Here is a 22841-nt window from a genome sequence, read left to right on the forward strand (position 1 = left end):
CTGCCTTCTATTCTAAAAAATATTTTTGATTCCGAGAAACAATTGGTTCTTGATCTAATAAAAAGAGAGGTGCTGGATCTACTAATTGCCCTTGAAGGGATAGAGAAAAGTGAAGATGAGGCCCGGTTATTCGCCCTGTTTGCCCACTCTCGCCTATGACGTCCCCTTTTTTAATGAAATCTCCATTTTTTACATACGGCCTGGATAGATGCCCGTATATAGAAATAACACCAGAACCAGAGTCTATAAAAACAGTACGCCCACTAAAATAATGATCAGCCACCAACACTACTTCACCACCAAGAGCGGCTTTTATTTTAGTTCCTTGAGCTGCTCTAAAATCCACGCCAGCATGAGGACTTGAAGGCCTCCCGTTAAGAACTCTTCTCTTGCCATATACGCTGGTAACTGCGCCATCTACTGGTTTGAAGAGAGGTAACTCCCAGTGAGATTCCTTGTTAATGTGAAGGAGCACTTTACGGGTTTCTACACGTTCTTTCGCTATTCTCTGCAATGCTGCTTCTGGAGGCGTTACCATATGGTTAGGGAGAGTAAGATGTTCTTCTGGATAGGTTTTCGCCTTTATTATCAAGGGGAACTCCAAGTGTTTCTGCTCCCCTTCTGCCACTATTTTTACAATCAAAGTAGCTTTCCCAGGGTAAGCCGTCCTTACATTTGTCCCTAAAAGGAAATCCTTCCTCTGTTCTGATGAAGAAGGCAAGAGTTCGAAAGGGATAATTTGGTCGCACCACACAACTTCTCCTGAAACAGGGCCTTCCAGAACTGTAATAGAAAGAAGGAAAGGGACTCCAATTTCTACGTCAAGTGGGCACGAAACGGTTATTTCCCGCCCTTGGGCAATGGAAACCGATCCAAATAACAAACAAAAAGATAGAGCTAACACTTTAACGATAGATATGTATGAATAATGAAAGAAATTAGATTTCATGCGTTAACAATCTCCATTATAAGTTTTTGTGGCACAGGTTTCTTTTGAGATATAGAAACTACCTGTTGAAAAAAAGGTAAAGCCTGCTCTAGTTTCCCTTCCTCAGAGTAATATATTTTAAGTAAAGAAGTTCCTTTTTTTGCAAAATCTCCTATTTTTCCACATATTTCTATAGCTATAGATAGATCTATAATATCTTCCTTTGTCGCCCTTCCGCCACCAAGACGTTTAATTCCTTCCCCCACCTGCCGAGCATCTATAGAGTTGAGGTACCCATCGCGATCTGCAGCAATAACATACTCGAATGGGGCTCGTTTCAAGAAAAGCTCAGGGGTATCACATACCGCTGCTTCTCCACCTTGAGCCTGAATAAGTTCTTTGAACTTCTGCAAGGCTGCTCCATTTTTCAATACTTTTTTACATTGACAAAGCCCCTCTGCAAAAGTTTCTGCTCCTCCCCCCAAATAAAGCATAGCTCCGGCGAGATGCAAACAAAGGGTTTCAGTATCAGCGGGACCGCGTCCGTGTAAGGTTTCTATGGCTTCCAATACCTCCATACTATTCCCTACCCATCGCCCTAAAGGTTGATCCATTGCCGTGATCAATGCCATACTTTCCCGACGAAGAGATTTTGAGAGAGAGACAAGCATTTGCGCTAAAGCTCTAGCCTCTTCTAGATCTGTCATAAAAGCTCCCTTACCGCACTTTACATCAAAAACAAACCGAGAGGCTCCTCCCGCTAATTTCTTACTCACGATGCTGCTGGCAATAAGAGGAAGAGACGGCACAGTGGCCGTTACATCTCGAAGAGTGTAAAAAAGCCCCTCTGCTGGTGCAAGTTCTAGAGAGTGACCTGAAATAGCGCATCCAATATGGTGTATTTGTTCTATAAAGTTTTCGAGAGAGAGATGCACATTCATGCCAGGTATAGCTTCCAGCTTATCTACTGTCCCACCTGTAAAGCTTAATCCTCGTCCTGAAAGTTTAGCCACTGAAACGCCAGCAGCGGCAACAAGTGGAACTACTACAAGGGTGGTCTTATCCCCCACGCCACCTGTACTATGTTTATCTACAATTTTAATATCAGAAGGGAACTCTACTTTATGACCAGAAGAAGCCAAAACCTCAGTAAAGGACCTAAGCTCGCTTTGGGAGAGTCCTTGATGAAACACTGCCATAAGCCAAGCACTTACTTGATAGTCTGGAATACTTCTCTGATAAAATTTTTCTACAAAAGTCTTAAGTTCTTCTGGAGAATGAGCTCTGCCATCTCTTTTATCTTCAAGAAATCGTAAAATATCAAACATTTCCCACTCCGATTTTAGCAAGAAGGCCACGAAGAAGAGTGGTCAACGCACCTGTAGCTTTACCCATTTCTCTAATAACTTCCTCTTCCGATAGTTTTTGCGCTGTAATACCTGCCGCATAATTAGCTATACAAGACAGCGCGAAAACTTTCATTCCCATAGCATGAGCAACTATGGTTTCAGGTACAGTAGACATCCCTACAGCATCTGCCCCAAGAGTTCTACACATGCGCACTTCTGCTGGGGTTTCATAGGATGGGCCTGAAAAAGCAATGTAAACGCCGCGTCTTACAGTTATACCCTCTTCTCTCGCCACTGCCTCTCCTATATCCAACAGGTCTCTATCATAAACATAAGACATATCTGGGAACCGCTCTTCTTTCTCTGAGAAAACTGGACCTACGAGTGGGTTAACTCCCATAAAATTAATATGATCATAGAGCATGACTAAATCGCCAGGGACATATCCAAGGTTGATCCCTCCAGAAGCGTTGCTGGCGATAAAATAAGGGATCCCCCACTCACCTAAAACACGTACAGGGAAAACAATGTCTTGCATAGAGTAACCTTCATAAAAATGCACCCGCCCCTGCATAACAGCAACATAGACGTTGCCGAGGAAGCCACACACAAGGCGACCTGCATGACCAGGAGCAGTGGAAATAGGCCAACCAGGAATTTCTTTATACGGTATGATGACTGGGTGCTGGATAGAGTCAGCAAGTCCTCCCAATCCAGAACCAAGAACAAGTGCTGCCTGAGGCTGTGTTGTCACTCTTTTTTTGATGTATGTTAAGGCTTCAAGAACTTTTCTCTTATAATCCATTTCAGCACCTCCTAAAAATTAAGCTCTTGGATGAGCCTTATCATATATGTCTCTGAGTTCCAGGTCAAAATGAACATATTTTTCTGTTGTAGCAATAGAGGCATGCCCCAATATCTCCTGCAAGGTTCTCAAATCCATTCCTCTTCGTAGCAAATGGGTAGCAAAGGAATGCCTGAGGATATGGGGATAAAGACGACTGGAAGGAATACCTGCAGTTTTCCCTCTCTTTTTAATTATCCGCCATATATCCACTCGTTGAAGAGGTTTCCCGTTTACAGAGAGAAAAAGCTCTGGCGCAAAGATAGATTTATGGAATGCATCTACATATAGCTGCACTCTTCGGCTCACTTCTCCCAGAAAAGGGATCACTCTTTCTTTGTTCCCTTTGCCCAAGACACGAAGAGTTTTACTAGAAAAATCTAAGTCTTTTATTTGCAAAGAGCACAGTTCGCTCGCCCTTAATCCACATCCATACGCAGTCTCCAAAAGTGCTCTGTCTCGTACTTCAAGAAATGTATCTCCTGCACAAGCATGAAGAATTCTTTCCACTTCTCCTTCGCTCAAGATGCGAGGCAAATTTTTCCCCTTAAAGGGAAGAGTGGGGAGTTCAATCTCTTCATCAATTAATTCTTCCATTTCCAAATATTTGAACCACGAACGAAGAGCTGCTATAGATCGCTGTTGTGTGGAACGTTTTTTACCCTCTAACGCTAGTTTCTTTTGATACCCTTCTAATGCGCTGAGAGTGGGTGGGAAGGGGGAAAGTCTTTTTTCTTCGCAGAAACTCACCCATACAGTAATGTCACGCTGATAAGCTAAGATTGTATTTTCGCTACAACCTCTTTCGAGGAACAAATAATCGAGAAAATCATTTAGTAATTGGACATAATTATTATTCATTGATATCACTCATATAAATATAACAAGTAGGGGCTGGATCTACCAGCCCCTACATTCTTAGGCCTCTATATTTCTCTCCGGCTATGTTTATAAAGAAGCCATGAGAGCCCGGCAAATGTTTTACAGTCCTTAATCTTTCCGCTACCTAAAAGTTCTGGCACGTCATTGAGAGGAACAGATTCGACTTCAATGCACTCGTCTTCATCTCCATCAAGAATAGATGGAACTAGTTTCCTAGCTACAAAAACAACGATCACTTCATCGCTAAAACCTGGAGATGTATAGAACTTGCCAACTTCTACAAGGTCATTAGGACGATATCCCACCTCTTCCTGCAATTCTCGTTCCGCAGTGTCTCGAAAGGTTTCACCTTCTTCAACAATACCTGCAGGAATTTCAAGGATATCCTCTCCAAGAGGATGACGATATTGCCGTACGAGAAGCACTTCATTCTTTTCCGTGAGAGGAATGATAGCTACTGCAGGCTCATGCTCCACTACCTCTCGGATTGTTTTCCGACCAGATTGAAGTTGAACATTGTCTATACGAAGGTCTATAATTTTCCCACGATAGATAAGATTTCGTGATAGAACTTTTTCGATAGCACCCATTTACTTTCCAAGGACCTTTCTGACTATTTCCCTTCCCTTTTCAAAGGCTTCGAGATTCATGGGAAGGAACTTAGGTTTTCTCTTCCCCAGTTTTTCTTTAATCGTCTCTATGCATACAAGAGGGTTAACTATAGAAGTAGCCTCTACGAGGGCACCTAGCGCTACAATATTCGCTACTTTATCGCTCCCGAGTTCTATTGCTACTGAATTTGCAGGAACTGGAATGACAGTGATATCTTTTCGAGGAGCAGCGTATGTAACAAGATCGCTATTATAAAGAAGGACACCGCCTTTTCTAACAAATTTTTCAAATTTTGTTAGAGAAGGCTGGTTCATAATAACGACAGCATCAGCTTCTGCTACCACAGGGGAGGCTATTTCCTCGCTGCTCAGCACCACGCCACAGTTAGCTGTCCCACCCCTCATTTCAGGCCCGTAGGAAGGGATCCATGTCACATGCATTCCTTCTTCTATCCCAGTATACGCAACAAGCTGGCCGAGAACCATAACCCCCTGCCCTCCAAAACCAGCGGCTATAAGACTTTTATCGATCTTTGTCATTCATCCCGCCCCCTACTCGTAATCTTTAAATAAACCGAGAGGATAGTATGGCATCATACTGTTAATAGTCCACTCAAAAGCTTCCACTGGGCGCATCCCCCAGTTTGTGGGGCAAGAAGAGAGAATTTCTACAAAAGAGAAGCCCTTGCCATCTAATTGGTACTGGAAGGCCTTTTTTATAGCCTGTTTAGCTTTAATAATGTATTTAGGCTGAGCTACTGTGACACGCTCTATATAGCCAGGTGCCGCCAATGCGTTTAGCAGCTCACAGACTCTAATGGGATATCCGTTTACCTTGGGATCTCTCCCCAATGGACACGTTGTAGCTTTCTGTCCAATAAGAGTTGTAGGTGCCATTTGTCCACCGGTCATGCCGTAGATGGCGTTATTTATGAATATCACTGTGATATTCTCAGACCGATTTGCAGCATGTACTATTTCAGCTGTACCGATAGAGGCTAAATCCCCATCTCCCTGATAGGTAAAAACTGTTTTATCGGGACGCACTCGTTTCAATCCTGTAGCGACTGCTGGTGCACGACCGTGGGCTGCCTCACAAAAATCAGTATCAAAGTAATCGTACATCATGGCAGCACAGCCTACTGGCGCTACTCCAATAACATCCTGCTGAATACCAAGTTCATCTATAACCTCACATATAAGACGGTGAGCTATTCCATGTCCGCAGCCAGGGCAATAGTGAGTATGAACCTCAGGCATCCATGTTTTGGGGCGTTCATACACTTTAACTTCTTTCATTACATATCCCTCCCTACTCCAGACCGAGTAATTTCCTGCACTGAGTCTCAATTTCCTTAACAGAGGGCGACATGCCACCTGTTCGACCATAGAAAGACACAGGTATTTTGCTCTCTGTTGCGACTTTGACATCATCTATCATCTGACCGCAGTTCATTTCTGTTACCAAAATGTGCTTGACAGATCCAGGCAGTTTTTTAAACTCTGCGTAGGGATATGGCCAAAGGGTAATAGGACGAATCAGTCCTACTTTATGCCCCTCTTGACGAAGATTATTAATAACAGAGCGAGAAATACGGGCAGTAGTTCCATAGGCAGCTATAACAAGTTCGGCGTCTTCTGTTAGGTAAGATTCACAACGAACTTCTCGTTCTTTGATGAGTGCATATTTTTTCTGAAGATTGATGTTGTGATCTTCCAGAGCCTCAGGAGAGAGATATAAACTCTTCAGGGCACTTTTTTGCCCTTTTCGCTCCTCCATATATCCGAGAGCCCATGTAGTATTGTCAGGAATATCCTTATCTGTATAAGGCTTTATTTCCACAGCTTCCATCATCTGCCCCATGAAGCCGTCGGCAAGCATCATAACAGGATTCCTGTATCTCTGTGATAGCTCAAAAGCTAATTGGGTCAAGTTTACTGCTTCCTGCAACGTGCTGGGAGCTAGAACGATCAAATTATAGTCTCCATTACCCCCGCCCTTTGTGGCCTGAAGATAGTCTGCTTGAGAAGGAAGGATTCCGCCCAAGCCAGGCCCACCACGCATAACATTCACTATAACAGCCGGAATCTCACAACCAGCCATATATGTTAGCCCTTCAGACATAAGGGAGATACCAGGGCTAGAAGAGGTCGTCATCACTTTATGTCCCGTAGCACCGCCACCCATGATCATGTAAATAGCTGCTACTTCGCTCTCTGCCTGAACAAAAGTCCCGCCAACTTCCGGAAGATGAGCAGACATATATTCGGGAATCTCATTTTGCGGCGTGATGGGATATCCAAAGAAGAACTTACAGCCAGCCTGAATAGCGGCTTCCGCTATGGCTTCAGTTCCTTTCATTAGCACTCGTCCCATAAGTTTTCCACCTCCAGAAAAACGTTAGCCTTCAACGATCTTATAAACTTCGATCGCGGCATCAGGGCATGTAGTTGCACACATAGCGCATCCAATGCACCCTTCTTTGAACTGCTCCACCGGTCTGTGCCCTTTACTATTGATCTTCTCCGATATTCGGAGAACTTTGACGGGACAGGCAGCTACGCAAAGCCCACAGCTTTTGCAATACTCTTCAAGAACCTGAATTCGTCCCTTTGCCATTACGAGACACACCCCTTCCACTTTTTAATACGTTTGGTTTTCTACGAATGGGATTTATCCTCATTTAACTTTCTACTTGACCACATATAGCCATCCTCCCACGGGAGAAGCATATATCTGGAAAGAGGCCATATGGGAACAGAGATAGAAAGATCATCCAACTTTTTCTCCACTGCCGAAGCAAGGGTAGAATCCACACCTGCGTATAGAACGGGAAGTTCCAAAGCTTGACCAGCCTCAATTACCGTTTGAATACCCTCTACAGCATCTGCTACTGTCGTTTCCTTCATAAGGTGAGAATTACAAATGAGGGCATTAACTTCAAGGCCACAAATATTTTCCATTTTTTCCATCATTTTCTTTATGCGAAAAATTGTAGAGGTCTGAGGACGGAAAGAATTTACTACAAGAATTAAACGATAGCCTACTTTTTTTATGATAGGCTCGAATTGTTTTAGAGCTAAAGCACCTTCAGCATCTCCGCCTATATCCATAAGCAAACGGCTTGTTTCATCATGAAGGGCCCAATCAACTTTAGGAGTGACAAGAGACATATCTAACCATTTTCCCTGATCAGGGATAGTAATTACAGAAAGGCCTTTACTTTCGAGAGTTTCAGACACTTGGCGGATACAAAAATACGGATTAATGATGTCAATGTCGGCAATCGTGACTTTATCTCCAGCAGCCTGAAGTCCCACCGCTAAATTAAGTACCCACTCTGTTTTTCCAGAACCAAGGGCTCCTGTCACAGCTACCGCTTTTGGCCAATCGTAGCGCTCAACAAGACGTGCTAGAACCTCTTCGTGACTAGCCATCTAAATAGTCCCCTTTCTTGAGATGGATACCCCTACTCCACTCTGCTCCTGACTGGACACGTCGCCCTTCCGGTTGGACTTCAAGAAGAAGAACAGAACCCTCGTTCACCCCTATCTCTGGGAACTCATCATGGAAGCCAACCACTTCCCCAGGGGAACCAGAGAAAGTATCGCCTAAAGCTGTCTTCCATATTTTGAGCCGCCGCCCTTTAACAAGCACATATGCACCAGGCTGGGGATTTAAGGCTCGGACTAGGTTATGAAAATGTGCTGCTTTTTGATTCCAATCAAGATAAGTCTCTCTTTTCTCTATTTTCGGTGCATAGGAGGCTAATTTAGAATTTTGTTCTCTTACCTCACTATTCCCATCGATACATGATTTTACAACTACTTTCAGTAAATTGCCACCTTCTTTGGCTAAAATCTGGAAAAGCTCCCCAGATGTTATATGAGAATCGATAGGAATACGTTTTTGTCCCAAGATTGGACCGGCGTCCATTTCCTCGACAAGTCTAAAGACCGAAACCCCTGTTTCTTGACATCCATCCATAATTGCACGTTGAACTGGAGCGGCACCTCTATATTGAGGCAACAAGGAAGGATGAATATTTAAACAACCCCAACGAGGAACACTAAGGAAAGGATCAAGAACTTTCTGCCCAAAATCAACTACCACAATTATTTCTGGCATAGATGCGAGCAAAGCTTCCTTTAAGCCGTTATCTTGCGATAATTTTCCTGTTCTACAGACTGGAAATCCTAGTTCCTTGGCTACCTCTTCCACAAGAGATGGTCTTTCTTTCATTCCTCGTCCTCCCCGTGTTGGCTCACTTGTAATAATCTTATCGAAAGCCATACCATAGTCTGTAGTTAAATGACGAAGACAAAGAGCTGCGAAAGAACCGGCCCCAATAAACCAAGAGATCATCGTTGCCTTTCATCCCTTTCCAGTTGTCGCATTCTTTTACGAATAATATTTTTTTTAAGAGGGGAAAAGTGATCAATGAGAAGCTTTCCTTCTAGATGATCCATCTCATGAAGAAAAGCTCTCGCTAAAAATCCGTCCGCTTCTAACGTGCGCTTAATGCCCTTCTCGTCATGGGCTTCGACCACAACATTGCGTGGGCGCACCACATTTCCATATATGCCAGGGAAGCTGAGACATCCTTCTTCTCCTGCTTGTTCGCCCTCACTAGAAATAAGAACAGGGTTAATCAAAACATAGAGCGTACCCTCGTAAAAAACAACAGCTATTTTTTTGGGAAGCCCCACCTGTGGACCGGCTAGGCCGACCCCATCCTCTTCTAACATAATAGTTTTCATTTCGTTTATAAGTTCTACTAAATCTGGCCCATACTCTTCTACAGGTTCAGTCTCACGCCGAAGAATTGGGTCAGGGTATTTTCTAATTTGCAGCGTTCCCATAAATTTCGCCCCTCTTATTTATGTTTATGCATTCTTATGAAAAGGGGCTGCATGAAGAGCAGCCCCTGAACTTCTTATTTGTTGAGAATATCTTTAAGTACATCCCCTATCGTAATAGAGGGTTCTTCTTCATGGAAGGTTTGCTGTTTGTGTTTGTGCTCTTCTTCTTTCTGAGATTGTTTCTTCTTCCTTTCCTCTTCTCGCTGCTTGCGGATCTCTTCTTCGTAAAGAGCGCTGATGCTTAATCTCATTCGTCGCTCTGCGGGGTTAATTTCAATGACCCTAGCGAGAATTTCTTCTCCCTCAGATAAAACATCTTCAGGCTTGTCTACTCGTTTTGTGCTGAGTTGGGAGATATGAATAAGTCCCTCTACTCCCTCTTCAACCTCAACAAAAGCCCCGAAATCTGCAAGCCGTACAACTTTAACAGTAAGATCCTGTCCTTTAGAATAGCGGTCTTCTATTCCAGCCCAAGGGTCATGGAGCTGCTTGTATCCAAGGCTCATGCGTTTCTTCTCAGCATCAACCTCTAGGACTATAACTTCTACTTCCTGCCCTTTTTTCAGAACTTCTCTCGGATGCTTAATGCGAGCCCAACTCAGATCGCCAATATGAATGAGACCCTCTATGCCAGGCTCTACTTCTACGAAAACGCCGAAGTTCGTAACATTGGTTACAAGACCTTTAGCCCTATCTCCTGACTTCCAGTTCTCCTCAACAAGAGTCCAAGGGTCTGGCTGAGTTTGTTTGATACTGAGAGAAATGCGATTGTTTTCTTTATCTATGCCAATGACTTTGGCCTTCACTGTGTCTCCTTTTTTAGCTACTTCTTTGGGCTTTATATTCCGCTTCCAAGAAAGCTCACTAATATGTACGAGACCGTCGATAGGGCCAAGATTGACAAATACGCCGAAAGAAGTAATACTACTTACTTTCCCTTCCAGGATGTCCCCTTCTGCTACTGAAGCATAGAACTTCTCTCTTTCTTCTTCTACTTCTTTTTCCACAAGAAGACGTCTGGAAAGGACGAGTCTCCGTTTACGGCGATCTTTTTCCAGCAATTTCACATCAAAAACTTCACCAACAAAACGGCCGGGATTTACGCCTCGACCTTCTTCAGCAAGGTGAGAGATAGGAATAAAGCCCTCAAGGTTAAAGCAATTTACCATAAGGCCACCTTTAACCTTGCGGAGCCCTCTCACTGTAATGAGTTCATGGGAGGAAAGGTAGTTCTCCAATTCTGCCCATCTGCTGTCGAACTCACAGCGCCATCTACTTACTAGAAGCTGTGCATCTTCGCCGTGGCGAACGTTAATGACCTGCACCTGTACTTCATCATTTACAGAAGGCTCATCTTCTTCTTCCACCAAAATTTTATGTGACCATTCTCTTCTGGGAAGAAAACCTTCACATTTATATCCTACATCCACAAGCCACCCATCATCCGTGGCTCCCACAATAGTTCCGGTTACGACCTTACCTTTGTGGATTTCCTCAACTTCATAATTTTTAAGCATGGTCTCCATGCTCTCAAGATTTTCAGTTCCTTCAAACTCATTATTAATCATTTCTTCTACCATAACCTTCCATCCCCCTTGACTCCTACGTGATCGCCATAGTTTGTTTCAGTTGATGAATTAGCCAATCCGGAGTACTGGCTCCAGCAGCTATTCCTATTCGGGCCTTTCCCGATAACCACCCCCTATCCAACTCTTGGGCGTGCTCTATCCAGACGACGTCAACCCCCGTAGATTTGGCAATATCGTAAAGTTTACCAGTATTGGCACTATTTCTTCCACCAATTACAATAATACCTTCCACTACTTTTGCTAGTTCCCGTGTTGCATTCTGTCGAGCCCGCGTGGCATTACAAATCGTATTATATATTCGCATGTCTTTTGTATGAAGTGTTAGCTCTGCCACTATAGAGGAAAAATCTTTTTCATCTTGTGTCGTTTGTGATATTACCCCTAATTTAGAAATTTTACCAATATCTTTTGCCTGGTTTATATTTCGAACAACAATCGCATGCCCTCCTACCGTTCCTAGCAAGGCCTTTACTTCCGGATGACTCGCATCTCCGACAATACAGACCAAATAGCCACTTTCTGCCAAATGTTTGGCGCGTTCCTGGGCTTTTTTTACAAAAGGGCATGTTCCGTCAATAACGCATGCACTCCGCTGTTTTAGAACCGAAAAAAGGGTAGGAGATATACCGTGAGCTCTAACGAAAACTTGAGACGAGGGTGGAACTAACTCAGGAGAATCAACAACGACAAGCCCCTTTCGGACTAAACGGTCTACTTCTTGGGGATTATGTATGGGCATACCAATACAGTATACTAAGCCTCTTTTTGTTAGAATGTCTTCCAATGCTTCTATAGCCCTTCGTACACCAAAACAAAACCCCGTCGGGTTTGCTATAATAACACGACTCAGATTTCGTTGCCCCTTTCAAGATGCCTTAAGCAAGCATCATAAACCTCGCTTGATAGAGATTCTATGTTTCTATCTGAGATATCATACCACAGAGTTGGGGAAAACTTCTTGAACCATGTCATCTGCCTTCTGGAAAATTTTTTAGTGGCGCTAATGTCTCCCTCTATTGCCTCTTCCTTCGTAATGGAACCTCTAAGATATTCAACAATTTCTTTATAACCAAAACCTTGCATAGATGGGAAACGTTCATCAAAACCATGAGCAAGCAGCCATTCTACCTCTTCGACAAATCCAGTAGAAAATTGTTCACGAACACGTTTTTCTATTGTCTGAAACAATAAAGGCCTAGGCCTATTCAATCCGATATAGAGGGGGCAAAATTGAGCGCCTCGTTCCTTCCCCTGAGAGTACCACCATGTAGCAGTTTTTCCTGTAAGAGTATAAATTTCAAGAGCTCTGCTTACCCTACGCACATCATTTTCATGAAGCTGTGACGCTCTGACCGGGTCTACATCGGCTAACTTAGCATGGAGAGCGCTATTGCCTTGCTGCTGCGCAAACATCTCAAGCTCATCAGTCACGTCTCTATCACGAGGAAGATCCTGCGTTAACACTCCCTCGAAAAGTGCCTGATAATAGAAAGGGGTCCCCCCTACAAATAAAGGCACGTGCCCTCTTGTTGCGATACGTTTTATGCAAGACATGCTTCTTTCAACAAAATCAGCTGCCGAAAAAATTTCGTCAGGATCTACCACATTTAAAAGATGATGTAAGATGTGACGTTGAATTTCAGGAGATACCTTGTCAGTTCCAACATCCATATAACGATAAACTTGCCTTGAGTCTACAGAGATAATTTCAGCATTAAGCCTCTCCGCCAAATAGAGACTCAGTTGAGTTTTTCCTACTGCAGTAGGGCCTATAATAGCAATAAGCTGATGGGGGATATTCATTATTTTTCCCTCCCAAAATATTGTTCGATCTGTAGTTCTTCTAGCGTTAAAGTAGTAGGGCGACCATGAGGACACACAGCTGGATTTGAACATAAATGAAGAGATGCCCAAAGATGAAGTGCTTCTTGGGGCGAGCATCGGGTTGTAATTTTAACTGCTTTTTTACAGGCTGCCGTAGCCCATTTCCTCCAAAGAACGTCATCAATCGATCGAGATCCTGTCTCTTGCCACATCAATATAGCTGTTCTCAAAAGAAATAAAGGGCCGCTTCCTCCTTCTATTTGGAGATCGGGAGCTGATGAAAGTAAAAGCTGTCCATTCTCCGTCTCAAAAGAAAAACCTGCTTCTCTCAATTTATCTAAATACTCTGTTGCATCTGTAGCAAGAGAGGGAGGGATAGGGAGAGAAGGTGCCAATTTTTGAGAAACAACTCCATGCTCTGCTATCTGGCGTACTATTTCCTCATATTTCACTCGTTCATGAGCTGCATGGGGGTCCATAAGAGTTAAAGCCCCGTTATGCTCAAAAAGAAGATATCCTGATGCCATTTGAGATATAAATCGAACCTGCGATCTGGAAGAAAAATCGTCAAGAAATTTTCTTTCTGTTTCCACATCGTCACTACTTAAAGAAGAAATAGAGGAATCGCTTCCTGTTTTTATTTTTAGAACGTCACCTGGAGAAGAAACTCGTGTAAAAAAATTATCAGGCGCTAACATACAGGGAGTGTAAGAGTGCGGCAAAGGAACGTCTCTTTTATTGTCTTCCCCTAGCATGGCTGGATAATCAGGGAACACAAAAAGTTTTGTAGCTCTGCTTTGCAAATCCTGACCAGCGGCCTTTACCACCTCAAAAATCTCGGAAGGATACCGGAACCGTATCTCTGCTTTGGCAGGGTGAATATTCACATCCACTAAATCGGCTGGCAGAGAAAAAAAGAGCATCCAGTTCCCTGATAAGTCCTTGCAGGCTACTGAAGCTGCCCCTTTGATAAGGGGGTCAGAAACACTTCTTCCGTTGACAAAGGTAGTAATGGAATTACGCTGCCGACCTGGAGTTGATTGCCACCAACACTCCAGAGAAACAGAACCACATTGCACTACAGTAGACCGTATCTCGGGAGCTAGCCCCCAAAGAGATTGTAAAACTTTAATACGCTCGCCATTTCCCAGAGATTCAAATGTTTTATTTCCTTTATGGTAAAGTGAAAAGGAAACGCTAGGATACGCGACAGCATAATCTCGCACCACCGTGGAGATTCTCTTAAGTTCCGCCAAACTGCTCCGCAGAAACTTCTTACGGGCAGGAAAGTTAAAGAAAAGGTTCTCGACTTGAACCCGCGTCCCTTCTTTCCATGGGAGCTGATCCAAGCATGTAATAGTACCCCCTTCTGCCTGAAGAAGCCCACCAATTTCAGCGCCCCTTGCCTTGCTTCGAATATCTATACAACTGACGGAAGCAATACTTGCCAAAGCTTCACCTCTGTATCCTAAGGTACCTATATGAGAGAGATCCTCAAGGGAGGAAATTTTACTTGTCGCATATCGAGTAAGGAGCAAAGACATGTCTTCCCAGGTAATTCCTACCCCATCGTCTTCTACTACGATAGATGTTTTTCCACCTTCCATAAGAGTTATAAGAATGCGGGAGGCCTCAGCATCCAAAGAGTTTTCTATAGCTTCTTTTACAACAGATACTGGGCGCTCTACAACCTCTCCCGCAGCTATTTTGAGAGCTATCTCTTTTGAGAGTTTACAAATCCCCATTTTTTCGAAGCTCCTCTCGACAGCGATCTGTAATCTTATATAAGAGCTCTAAAGCTCTGAAAGGCGTCGTTTTATCTGGATTAATCGTAGCTAGTTCTTCAATTATAGCCTGACTGGTTACAGGAAAAAGGCTTATCTGATGACTCGGTTCATTCACCAGAGGAAGAGGTTTCATCTCTTCCGTCTTTTCAAAAGTTTCGAGGAGATGGAAAGCCCTCTTTAAAACTGTAGAAGGGATACCTGCCAAGCGAGCCACTTCTATCCCATAGGAACGATCAGCTGGTCCCTCAACTATTTTATGGAGGAAAGTAATCCCTTCCCCTCCTTCATGAACTGCCATACTATAGTTTTTCAACCCAGATAGTTTTTTCTCCAAATCCACTAACTCATGATAATGTGTAGCAAAAAAAACTTTTGGGCGTGCATTACAATCATTGTGAAGATATTCAAGAACAGCCCATGCAATACTCATTCCATCGTAAGTAGATGTACCTCGCCCAACCTCATCAAGCACCACTAAGCTTCTATCTGTTACGTTATGGAGAATATTAGCTGTCTCGATCATTTCCACCATAAAAGTACTGTTTCCGCGAGCCAACTCATCTCGAGCTCCGATCCGAGTAAAAACTCGGTCTACAACTCCCACTTTTGCAGAGGATGCAGGAATAAAAGATCCCATTTGAGCCATAATAACAAGAAGAGCTGCCATACGAAGATATGTGGATTTCCCCGCCATGTTAGGCCCTGTAATAAGAGCGATCCGAATGCCCTCTCCATCAAGGTCTACATCATTAGGCACAAAAGGCTGATCCAAAAAAGTAGCTTCTATAACGGGGTGACGCCCTCCTGCTATATGTATCTCAAGGCTTTCGTCAAGATCTGGACGAATATAATTTCGCTCCCAAGCAACCTGAGCCAACGATGCTAAAACGTCGAGTTGCGCTATCATGGCGGCGGCATCTTGTATTTCCATGATATGAGTTAAAGTCTTTTTCACGAGTTCCTTGTAAAGGACACCCTCTATATCTACTATTTTCTGCTCGGAAACCACCATTTTTTCCTCAAATTCTTTGAGTTCTGTAGTTATAAAACGCTCAGCAGAAACAAGAGTTTGTTTGCGTATATAGTTTTCAGGGACTTTGTCTGCGTTACTTCGAGTTACTTCCAGATAATAACCAAAAACCTTGTTGCTTCCTACTTTTAGTTTCGGAATGCCTGTCTTTTCTCTTTCTCTCTCCACATATTTCCCTAACCATTCATCGGCGTGATCTTTCAGATCCCGCCAAGAATCAAGCTCCTCATTATATCCGTAACGAATGACACCACCGCTTTGAAGGCTTCGTGGCAACTCGTCGTTAAGAGAGGAGGACAAAAGAGTCCTGAGGGTTAATAACTGTTCATTCTTTTCAACATATGACGAAAGAAATCCGCTCATACACAGCTCAAGTATTTCTGGTAAAAGCTGAAGTGTGTCTCGGATAGCTCCAAGATCTCGAGGCCCTCCCGTTCCAAGACTTAATCGAGAGGATGCTCGCTCTATATCTCGGCACAAACTTAGTGTCTTCTGAAGATTAATACGCAATGTGGCATTTTGTAAAAGTTCCTCTACCCCTTCTTGCCGCTTATGAATCTCTGCTACATCAAGTAATGGGCGAAGAATCCACTGTCTCAACAAACGGCGCCCCATAGGGTTTTTACATTTGTTGAGCACCGAGTATAAAGTAGGGCCATCACTGTCCACCAACTCCAAGTTACGTTGAGATGTGGTGTCTAGATAAAGATATGCTTGCTCTCTTAAAGGGAAAAGACGCGTAATATGATGAATAGCTCCGAATTGGGTCTCTTCCAAGTAACGCAACACAGCAGCAGCGCAACCACATTCTGAAGAGCCATCATCAACCCCAAAGGCACTCAGAGAAGGAACATTCAACATTTGACATAACCATCGAGTAGAACTTTCTGGTACGAAATGTTCACGAGAACGCTTCAGTAAAAAGAATTCCTGAAGCTCTGGTGGGAGGGCATCCTTCTGTGTCGTATCTTCTATAAGCACTTCTCCTGGATTAAAGGCGGTAAGGACAGAAAGAGCCTCTTCTGTAGCGAGGGTCCCCATTTCAAGACGCCCTGTATCTACTAAAAGCATGGCCAGAGCCACTCTGTCATCATTTATGATGGAAAGAGCTGCGAGTCGTCCTTCCTCTCCCGCATCTTCTGGAACATATGTTCCGGGAGTAACGATGCGAATCACTTCGCGCTCGACAAGGGTTTTCCCATCTGGCTCGCTCATCTGTTCGCAAATGGCCACCTTATATCCAGCTTTAATAAGCCGTCCCAAATAATTATGCACTGCATGGTAGGGAACTCCTGCCATAGGAATGCTCTTTTCAGGGTCTCGACTGGTCAATGTAATATCCAGAACCTCTGAGGCTATATGAGCATCATCAAAAAACATCTCATAAAAATCTCCCATTCGGAAAAAAAGGAGGCAATCTGGATATTTTCCTTTCCATTTCACATATTGGGAAAGCATCGGTGTCATTTTTACGTTAGGAGGAAGTTTCAAATATTACACACCTCTCCTGTAATCAAGATAATTCTGAAGAATAAGTACCGCTGCCAGTTGATCTACTTTTTCCCGTCTTTTACTGCGGGAGACATCTCCTTCCAACAAGGCCTGCTGAGCTAGTGTGGTTGTGAAACGCTCATCCCAAAGCTGAATTGAAATATTAGCATATCTATCAGCAATTTCTTTGGCTATGCATTGAATCTTTTCTGCCTCTGGGCCGCAACGTCCATTGGTACGCAATGGCAAACCTATTAAAATAACAGTTGGGTTAAAGTGAGCTACGTGTCGATCGAGATCTTCCAGCCATTCTTTTTTTGCTGGAATATAACCGATCCCCTGAGCAAACATTCCCAGGGGATCGGATACAGCAACACCTATCCTTTTGGTTCCAATATCAAGAGCCAAAATGCGCTCCATTATCAAGCTTCCAACTGTTTCTTCACTAGAGATTTAACAGCATCAATAGCTTCGGCAATTTTTTCCGGGTTTTTCCCACCTGCTTGAGCCATAGAGGGTTTTCCACCGCCACCGCCACCAAGAATTCCAGCAGCTTCTCGTACAATCTTCCCAGAGTGTATGCCTCCAGCCACAGCTTCATTATCAGCCATAGCTATAAGCTGTATACTGCCCTCTCCTGTTTTTGTAAAGAGAACAATAACAACTTTCTTCGTTTTAGCTTTAATACGATCCCCTAACTCCCGTAGCATATCTATGGGAACATTCTTAAAACTCCCTGTAGAAAGAGTGGTCCCGTCAGGATATTTCTCGGAACGAACAGATGTATCCATAGTTGCAGCCAAATTGTTCAATTGAAGTTCTTCTATCTTCCGTGTAAGGTTTCGAATGTCATTTTGCATCCCATCTATCCGCTCCACCAATAAGGAAGAATCTGTAAGGGCCAACATATTTGAAAGGCTATCCAAGACTTTAAAATTCTGTTGATATTTCTTCAGCGCTTCCATCCCTGTTATGGCTGTAATGCGTCGAGTCCCAGCTCCAATGCCTTCCTCTCGAACAATTTTGAACAACCCAATATCACCAGTAGCATCTACATGGAGGCCACCACACAGTTCCATCGAAAAATCTGGGATACGTACAACCCGTACAACATCTCCATATTTTTCATCAAAAAGAGCCTTCGCACCCATAGTTCTCGCTTCTTCTAAACTGCTTTCCAGGAACTCAAGGGGGATATTATCGAGAATTCGCTCATTTACAATTTCTTCTACCTCATCTATTTGTTCCCTTGACAACTGTTCGAAATGAGTAAAGTCGAAACGCAAAAAATGTTCGTTGACTAAGGAGCCTGCCTGACGAACATGATTTCCTAATACCCTTGAAAGAGCCTCGTGTAGGAGATGGGTGGCCGTGTGATTTCTGCGAATTGCATCTCTGCGCTCTTTATTGACTGACGCTTTAACTATATCTCCTTTTGATAAAGCCCCTTCAAGAACAGACACAGAGTGAACAATGAGATTAGCGGTCTGGACAGTCGTATCAAGAACATGAGCTTTCATTCCAGGAGCAATCAAAAAACCCTGATCTCCTATTTGTCCTCCTCGTTCTGCATAAAAGGGTGTGGCTTTCAAAACAACTTCGCCACGTTCTCCAGCAGAAAGAGTATGTATCTGTTGCCCGTCTTTAATTAAGGCCTGAACCTCTGTCTCCTGTTCAGATAGAGTGTATCCTTCAAAAGCTGTAAGCCCTATATCCGCTGCTATGAGAGAATAAACATCTCCCTTCATTTCACTGCTTATTTGCTTGCTAGAGGCGCGTGCACGTTCTCTCTGCTTCTCCATCTCTTCCTGGAAACCCTTCTCATCAATATCAACATCGTTCTCTGCACAGATTTCCTTTGTCAATTCGAGAGGGAAACCATACGTATCATACAGTTCAAAGGCCACCGCACCAGAAAGCTCGTGCCCTCTTTGGCCTTTCAAAGAAGAAATTTCCTGATCTATCAACTCAGTACCTTGCTGTAAAGTTTTCCCGAAACGTTTTTCTTCCATAGCTACAATTTGTTCAATCATTGGACGGTTGTCCACAAGTTCTCTATACGGATCCGCCATGAGCTGAAGGACATCTGGCAGGAAATCAAGTAAAAAGGGACGATCCAAGCCGAGAAGTTTCCCGTAACGAGCTGCTCTGCGTATCAAGCGGCGCAAAACATATCCACGCCCCTCGTTAGAGGGCAATATTCCATCAGCGATCATAAATGCAACGGAACGTACATGATCCGCTATGACTCTCACTGCAAGATCATCAGAACGAGAAGCCCCATATGTAACGCCGGTCATGGAACAGGCATGATCAATTAAAGGTTTAAATAAATCTGTTTCAAAGTCAGTTCTCACTCTTTGAACGACAGACGTGAGTCGCTCTAAGCCCATCCCTGTGTCTATGTTTTTCTTAGGTAGTGGTTTGAGGCTTCCGTCTTCCTGAAGATCAAACTGGGTGAAGACAAGATTCCATATCTCCAAATATCTATCGCAGCTGCATCCCACAGCACAAGTAGGTTTTCCGCAAGAGAAGTCCGGCCCCTGATCGTAAATAATCTCAGAACAAGGACCACACGGCCCAACATTGCCCATAAACCAGAAATTTTCATCTTTATCGAAGCGATAGATTCTCTCGTTTGGAAGTCCGACCTCATTCCTCCAGACAGAGTAAGCTTCCTCATCATCTTTGTAGATGGTAGCGTAAAGACGCTCAGGTTCAAGGCCTATAACATCAGTGAGGAATTCCCACGCCCACGTAATCGCTTCCCTCTTAAAATAATCTCCCCAACTAAAATTCCCCAACATTTCAAAGAACGTATGATGTCGTGCCGTACGTCCTACATTTTCTATATCATTTGTTCGAACACACTTCTGAGAAGTTACTGCTCGCGTAAAATCTGGCTGCTCAATCCCTAAATAGTAAGGCTTGAATGGGACCATACCAGCTATTGTAAAAAGCAATGTAGGATCATTCGGTATTAATGAAAAGCTAGGGCAATGTTTGCTCCCTTTCGATATCCAAAAGTCAATAAATAGAGAGCGTATTTCTTTCCCTGTTCTCCAGTGCATTTATTCTCCCCTTCTTTCACATTACTTACGAATCAAATTTTTACGGGCCTCTGCAGCCTGAGATAATATTTCTTCCCTGTCAACTGAGGGGAATTCTCCATTAAAATATATCCATCGCCCCTTCACCATGGTCGCCTCCACATCGGCTGAAGATCCCGCATAGACAATATATACGGGAAGATTCTCCTCGTCAAAGCCAAGGTAGTGAGGGGTATCGAGATCAATTAAAACAAGATCCGCATCCCAGCCTTCCCGAATCAATCCTGTTTTTTCAAACCCAAGGCTCTGAGCACCCCAAAGGGTTGCCATGTTTAAGAGTTCCTTGGCTCTGACTATGGTAGGATCTTTATGCACTCCTTTATGAATCAAAGCGGCATGGCGCATTTCTTCCCAAATATCAAGCCTATTGTTGCTGGCAGCCCCATCTGTCCCTAAAGAAACATGAAGCCCTGCATTGAGCATTTGGGGAAGAGGCATAATTCCGCTACCAAGCTTTAAATTGCTATTTGGATTATGACTGATAGTCACATTTGTGCCAATAAGAGACGAAATGTCTTCTACTGGGAACCACACGCCGTGAGCAAGTATCGTTCCAGGGGTTTCAAGCAAACCAACTTTCTCTAAATAATCAACAGGATGACAATGAAGCTCGTCTTCAAGATATGATAACTCCCACTCCGTTTCCAGGAAGTGTGTATGAACTCGAACGTTCCGTTCTATTGCCAAAGATGCAATAGTCTTCATGGCGGCCATAGGAACAGTGTAAGGAGAATGAGGGCCAAGTTGAACCGTTATAAGTCCGTTTTTCCCATGCCATTCATCGATAAGGATTAGATTCTCCTCAATTCGTTTCGGGTCATCACCAATAAGCCCTCTGGAAAGACCGCATTTCATCCCCATCATCTCTGCCGCCTGGGCTACTTGATCCATTTCAAAATACATATCGGCAAAACAAGTAACCCCACACGAGGCCATCTCCAAAAGGGCAATAGCTGTCCCCCAATAGATTCGCTCTGGAGTCAATTTGGCTTCAATAGGCCAAATCTGCTCTTTAAGCCATGTCATCAAAGGCGTTTCTTCCCCTAACCCTCGAAGAAGAGTCATTGCAGCATGAGTATGCCCATTCACAAAACCTGGGAGTAGTGCTTTTTTGCCATCACAATCTATAAGAGAAAAGTGTTCCTCTGCTATTCTTCCCGCTCCTTCTATTCGAGAGATATAGCCTTTTTCTACGAGTACATCACAGAGATAGGCATGAGACATTTGTCCGTCATAGGCGTAAACATTTTTAAAGAGACAGGCCATGTATTATTCCTCCCAGCTCTTCATATATTTTTCCTGTTCAGGAGTAAGGCTCTCCAACGAAATATTCATTGACGCAAGTTTAACTTCCATAACGCGACGATCAAGAGCCAGAGGTATTCCATAAACACCTGGCTTCATACTATTCGTAGCCAGGTACAGAGCAGCTTCCAACTGCAATGCGAAACTCAAATCCATAATTTCAATAGGATGACCGTCAGCACAGGCTAAATTTACAAGCCGTCCCTCGCCAAGAAGATGAACGTTCCGACCATCGTGGAAAGTAAAAGTCTCGATATTATCTCGTGTCGACTCTACAGAACAAGCTAGAGATAATAGATCTTCCTTACAGATTTCCACATCGAAGTGCCCGGCATTTGCTAAAATCACGCCACTCTTCATGAGCTCAAAATGTTCACGTCGAATCACACGAGTATTTCCTGTCAAAGTTAAGAAAATATCCCCCAAAGGAGCTGCCTGCTTCATATCCATTACTTGATGCCCATCCATGAGAGCTTCAAAGGCTCTGTGAGGATCTGTCTCCACAACAATCACAGTGGCTCCCATGCTGCGAGCTCGCATGGCCACACCTCGACCACACCATCCATACCCCGCAACTACCACTTTTTTCCCAGCAATAAGCATGTTCGTAGTTCGCATAAGGCCATCGAGCACCGATTGTCCAGTGCCGTAGCGATTATCGAAAAGGAATTTGCTATATGCGTCATTTACAGCAAGAAAAGGGATCTTTAAAAGGCCTTCCCTTTCCATGGCTTTAAGTCTTTTGACCCCTGTGGTAGTTTCCTCTGCTCCTCCTCGAACGCTTGATACAAGATGAGAAAATTCCGCGTGAAGGATAGCAGTTAGATCCGCACCATCATCGATAAGAATTTGAGGGCGAGACGTAAGAACATCTCTTAAATTTTCTGTATATTCTTTCTCCGTCATTCCATGATGGCTAAAAACATGGATCCCTTCAGAAACTAAGGCGGCACAAATATCGTCTTGAGTGGAAAGAGGATTACTTCCAGCAGTCCATACTTCAGCTCCAAGTTTTTTAAGGGTAAGGAGCAAACATGCCGTTTTGGCTTCAAGATGTAAGCACGCAGCAAGAGTCATCCCCTGAAAAGGCTGAGTAGAAGAAAATTCCTCCGATAAAGCATTGAGAACCGGCATAAAATGCCACGCCCACCGGATTTTTTTATAGCCACTTGGAGCCAATGATATGTTCGCAATGCGATCCTTCATAAGAATACTCCTCCTCGGATAA

Annotated in this window: 21 protein-coding genes; all 21 read right to left on the bottom strand. The window is 43.7% G+C overall.

Annotation, left to right across the window (positions count from 1 at the left end; genetic code table 11):
* Positions 1-7 precede the first annotated feature (7 nt).
* Positions 8-949, bottom strand: a complete 942-nt coding sequence (locus tag B4J50_RS01265) for a M23 family metallopeptidase (RefSeq protein ID WP_286847620.1) — start codon at positions 947-949, stop codon at positions 8-10.
* Entirely contained in the window at positions 946-2286 is a 1341-nt protein-coding gene (locus B4J50_RS01270) for a thymidine phosphorylase (protein ID WP_286847621.1), read from the bottom strand. Before B4J50_RS01270 ends, B4J50_RS01265 begins: the two co-directional genes overlap by 4 nt.
* Positions 2249-3082, bottom strand: coding sequence for a purine-nucleoside phosphorylase (locus B4J50_RS01275; protein ID WP_286847622.1), 834 nt, complete (start codon positions 3080-3082; stop codon positions 2249-2251). Before B4J50_RS01275 ends, B4J50_RS01270 begins: the two co-directional genes overlap by 38 nt.
* Positions 3083-3100: 18 nt before the next feature.
* The gene (locus B4J50_RS01280) at positions 3101-3982 is read right to left on the bottom strand and encodes a tyrosine-type recombinase/integrase (RefSeq protein WP_286847623.1); all 882 of its coding nucleotides are present in this window, start codon (positions 3980-3982) and stop codon (positions 3101-3103) included.
* 65 nt (positions 3983-4047) lie between these two features.
* The gene (locus B4J50_RS01285) at positions 4048-4593 is read right to left on the bottom strand and encodes an NUDIX hydrolase (RefSeq protein ID WP_024822197.1); all 546 of its coding nucleotides are present in this window, start codon (positions 4591-4593) and stop codon (positions 4048-4050) included.
* Complete coding sequence (locus tag B4J50_RS01290) at positions 4594-5154, bottom strand: 2-oxoacid:acceptor oxidoreductase family protein (protein WP_024822196.1); 561 nt, start codon at positions 5152-5154, stop codon at positions 4594-4596.
* A gap of 12 nt (positions 5155-5166) precedes the next feature.
* Entirely contained in the window at positions 5167-5913 is a 747-nt protein-coding gene (locus B4J50_RS01295; RefSeq protein ID WP_024822195.1) for a thiamine pyrophosphate-dependent enzyme, read from the bottom strand.
* A 13-nt stretch (positions 5914-5926) separates the two neighbouring features.
* Positions 5927-6991 carry a 3-methyl-2-oxobutanoate dehydrogenase subunit VorB gene (gene vorB, locus B4J50_RS01300; protein ID WP_024822194.1) on the bottom strand — a complete coding sequence of 355 codons (1065 nt, stop codon included), beginning with the start codon at positions 6989-6991 and terminating at the stop codon, positions 5927-5929.
* 24 nt (positions 6992-7015) lie between these two features.
* Positions 7016-7234: a 4Fe-4S dicluster domain-containing protein gene (locus B4J50_RS01305; RefSeq protein WP_024822193.1), complete on the bottom strand. Its 219-nt coding sequence runs from the start codon at positions 7232-7234 to the stop codon at positions 7016-7018.
* A 41-nt stretch (positions 7235-7275) separates the two neighbouring features.
* Positions 7276-8052, bottom strand: a complete 777-nt coding sequence (locus tag B4J50_RS01310) for an ATP synthase (protein WP_024822192.1) — start codon at positions 8050-8052, stop codon at positions 7276-7278.
* Positions 8045-8980, bottom strand: coding sequence for a methionyl-tRNA formyltransferase (gene fmt / locus B4J50_RS01315; RefSeq protein WP_286847624.1), 936 nt, complete (start codon positions 8978-8980; stop codon positions 8045-8047). Before fmt ends, B4J50_RS01310 begins: the two co-directional genes overlap by 8 nt.
* A complete protein-coding gene (def, locus tag B4J50_RS01320) occupies positions 8977-9477 on the bottom strand; it encodes a peptide deformylase (RefSeq protein ID WP_024822190.1) in 501 nt (166 codons plus the stop codon). The genes fmt and def overlap by 4 nt, the downstream gene beginning before the upstream one ends.
* A gap of 74 nt (positions 9478-9551) precedes the next feature.
* A complete protein-coding gene (locus B4J50_RS01325) occupies positions 9552-11057 on the bottom strand; it encodes a 30S ribosomal protein S1 (RefSeq protein ID WP_024822189.1) in 1506 nt (501 codons plus the stop codon).
* Between the two features lie 22 nt (positions 11058-11079).
* Positions 11080-11916 carry a 4-hydroxy-3-methylbut-2-enyl diphosphate reductase gene (gene ispH, locus B4J50_RS01330; protein WP_286847679.1) on the bottom strand — a complete coding sequence of 279 codons (837 nt, stop codon included), beginning with the start codon at positions 11914-11916 and terminating at the stop codon, positions 11080-11082.
* Positions 11913-12869, bottom strand: coding sequence for a tRNA (adenosine(37)-N6)-dimethylallyltransferase MiaA (gene miaA / locus B4J50_RS01335; RefSeq protein WP_024822187.1), 957 nt, complete (start codon positions 12867-12869; stop codon positions 11913-11915). The genes ispH and miaA overlap by 4 nt, the downstream gene beginning before the upstream one ends.
* Entirely contained in the window at positions 12869-14635 is a 1767-nt protein-coding gene (gene mutL, locus B4J50_RS01340; protein ID WP_286847625.1) for a DNA mismatch repair endonuclease MutL, read from the bottom strand. Before mutL ends, miaA begins: the two co-directional genes overlap by 1 nt.
* Positions 14622-17198, bottom strand: a complete 2577-nt coding sequence (gene mutS / locus B4J50_RS01345; protein WP_333593008.1) for a DNA mismatch repair protein MutS — start codon at positions 17196-17198, stop codon at positions 14622-14624. The genes mutL and mutS overlap by 14 nt, the downstream gene beginning before the upstream one ends.
* 3 nt (positions 17199-17201) lie before the next feature.
* On the bottom strand, positions 17202-17618 hold the full coding sequence (gene ruvX / locus B4J50_RS01350) for a Holliday junction resolvase RuvX (RefSeq protein WP_024822184.1): 417 nt from the start codon (positions 17616-17618) through the stop codon (positions 17202-17204).
* A 2-nt stretch (positions 17619-17620) separates the two neighbouring features.
* Positions 17621-20269, bottom strand: coding sequence for an alanine--tRNA ligase (gene alaS / locus B4J50_RS01355; protein WP_286847626.1), 2649 nt, complete (start codon positions 20267-20269; stop codon positions 17621-17623).
* 21 nt (positions 20270-20290) lie between these two features.
* A complete protein-coding gene (locus tag B4J50_RS01360; RefSeq protein ID WP_286847627.1) occupies positions 20291-21574 on the bottom strand; it encodes an amidohydrolase in 1284 nt (427 codons plus the stop codon).
* A gap of 3 nt (positions 21575-21577) precedes the next feature.
* Complete coding sequence (locus B4J50_RS01365) at positions 21578-22819, bottom strand: adenosylhomocysteinase (protein WP_024822181.1); 1242 nt, start codon at positions 22817-22819, stop codon at positions 21578-21580.
* Positions 22820-22841: the final 22 nt, after the last annotated feature.

Origin of the sequence: Aminobacterium sp. UBA4908 (assembly GCF_002398115.1) — a bacterium.
GTDB lineage: Bacteria > Synergistota > Synergistia > Synergistales > Aminobacteriaceae > Aminobacterium > Aminobacterium mobile.

Excerpts from the sequence above, each read along its gene's own strand:
- B4J50_RS01325 (WP_024822189.1), bottom strand. The coding sequence starts at position 11,057 with ATGGTAGAAGAAATGATTAATAATGAGTTTGAAGGAACTGAAAATCTT.
- B4J50_RS01290 (WP_024822196.1), bottom strand. The coding sequence starts at position 5,154 with ATGACAAAGATCGATAAAAGTCTTATAGCCGCTGGTTTTGGAGGGCAG.
- B4J50_RS01360 (WP_286847627.1), bottom strand. The coding sequence starts at position 21,574 with ATGGCCTGTCTCTTTAAAAATGTTTACGCCTATGACGGACAAATGTCT.
- alaS (WP_286847626.1), bottom strand. The coding sequence starts at position 20,269 with ATGCACTGGAGAACAGGGAAAGAAATACGCTCTCTATTTATTGACTTT.
- mutL (WP_286847625.1), bottom strand. The coding sequence starts at position 14,635 with ATGGGGATTTGTAAACTCTCAAAAGAGATAGCTCTCAAAATAGCTGCG.
- vorB (WP_024822194.1), bottom strand. The coding sequence starts at position 6,991 with ATGGGACGAGTGCTAATGAAAGGAACTGAAGCCATAGCGGAAGCCGCT.
- B4J50_RS01285 (WP_024822197.1), bottom strand. The coding sequence starts at position 4,593 with ATGGGTGCTATCGAAAAAGTTCTATCACGAAATCTTATCTATCGTGGG.
- B4J50_RS01365 (WP_024822181.1), bottom strand. The coding sequence starts at position 22,819 with ATGAAGGATCGCATTGCGAACATATCATTGGCTCCAAGTGGCTATAAA.
- def (WP_024822190.1), bottom strand. The coding sequence starts at position 9,477 with ATGGGAACGCTGCAAATTAGAAAATACCCTGACCCAATTCTTCGGCGT.
- fmt (WP_286847624.1), bottom strand. The coding sequence starts at position 8,980 with ATGATCTCTTGGTTTATTGGGGCCGGTTCTTTCGCAGCTCTTTGTCTT.
- B4J50_RS01305 (WP_024822193.1), bottom strand. The coding sequence starts at position 7,234 with ATGGCAAAGGGACGAATTCAGGTTCTTGAAGAGTATTGCAAAAGCTGT.
- B4J50_RS01280 (WP_286847623.1), bottom strand. The coding sequence starts at position 3,982 with ATGAATAATAATTATGTCCAATTACTAAATGATTTTCTCGATTATTTG.
- B4J50_RS01295 (WP_024822195.1), bottom strand. The coding sequence starts at position 5,913 with ATGAAAGAAGTTAAAGTGTATGAACGCCCCAAAACATGGATGCCTGAG.
- B4J50_RS01310 (WP_024822192.1), bottom strand. The coding sequence starts at position 8,052 with ATGGCTAGTCACGAAGAGGTTCTAGCACGTCTTGTTGAGCGCTACGAT.
- B4J50_RS01265 (WP_286847620.1), bottom strand. The coding sequence starts at position 949 with ATGAAATCTAATTTCTTTCATTATTCATACATATCTATCGTTAAAGTG.
- ruvX (WP_024822184.1), bottom strand. The coding sequence starts at position 17,618 with ATGGAGCGCATTTTGGCTCTTGATATTGGAACCAAAAGGATAGGTGTT.
- B4J50_RS01275 (WP_286847622.1), bottom strand. The coding sequence starts at position 3,082 with ATGGATTATAAGAGAAAAGTTCTTGAAGCCTTAACATACATCAAAAAA.
- miaA (WP_024822187.1), bottom strand. The coding sequence starts at position 12,869 with ATGAATATCCCCCATCAGCTTATTGCTATTATAGGCCCTACTGCAGTA.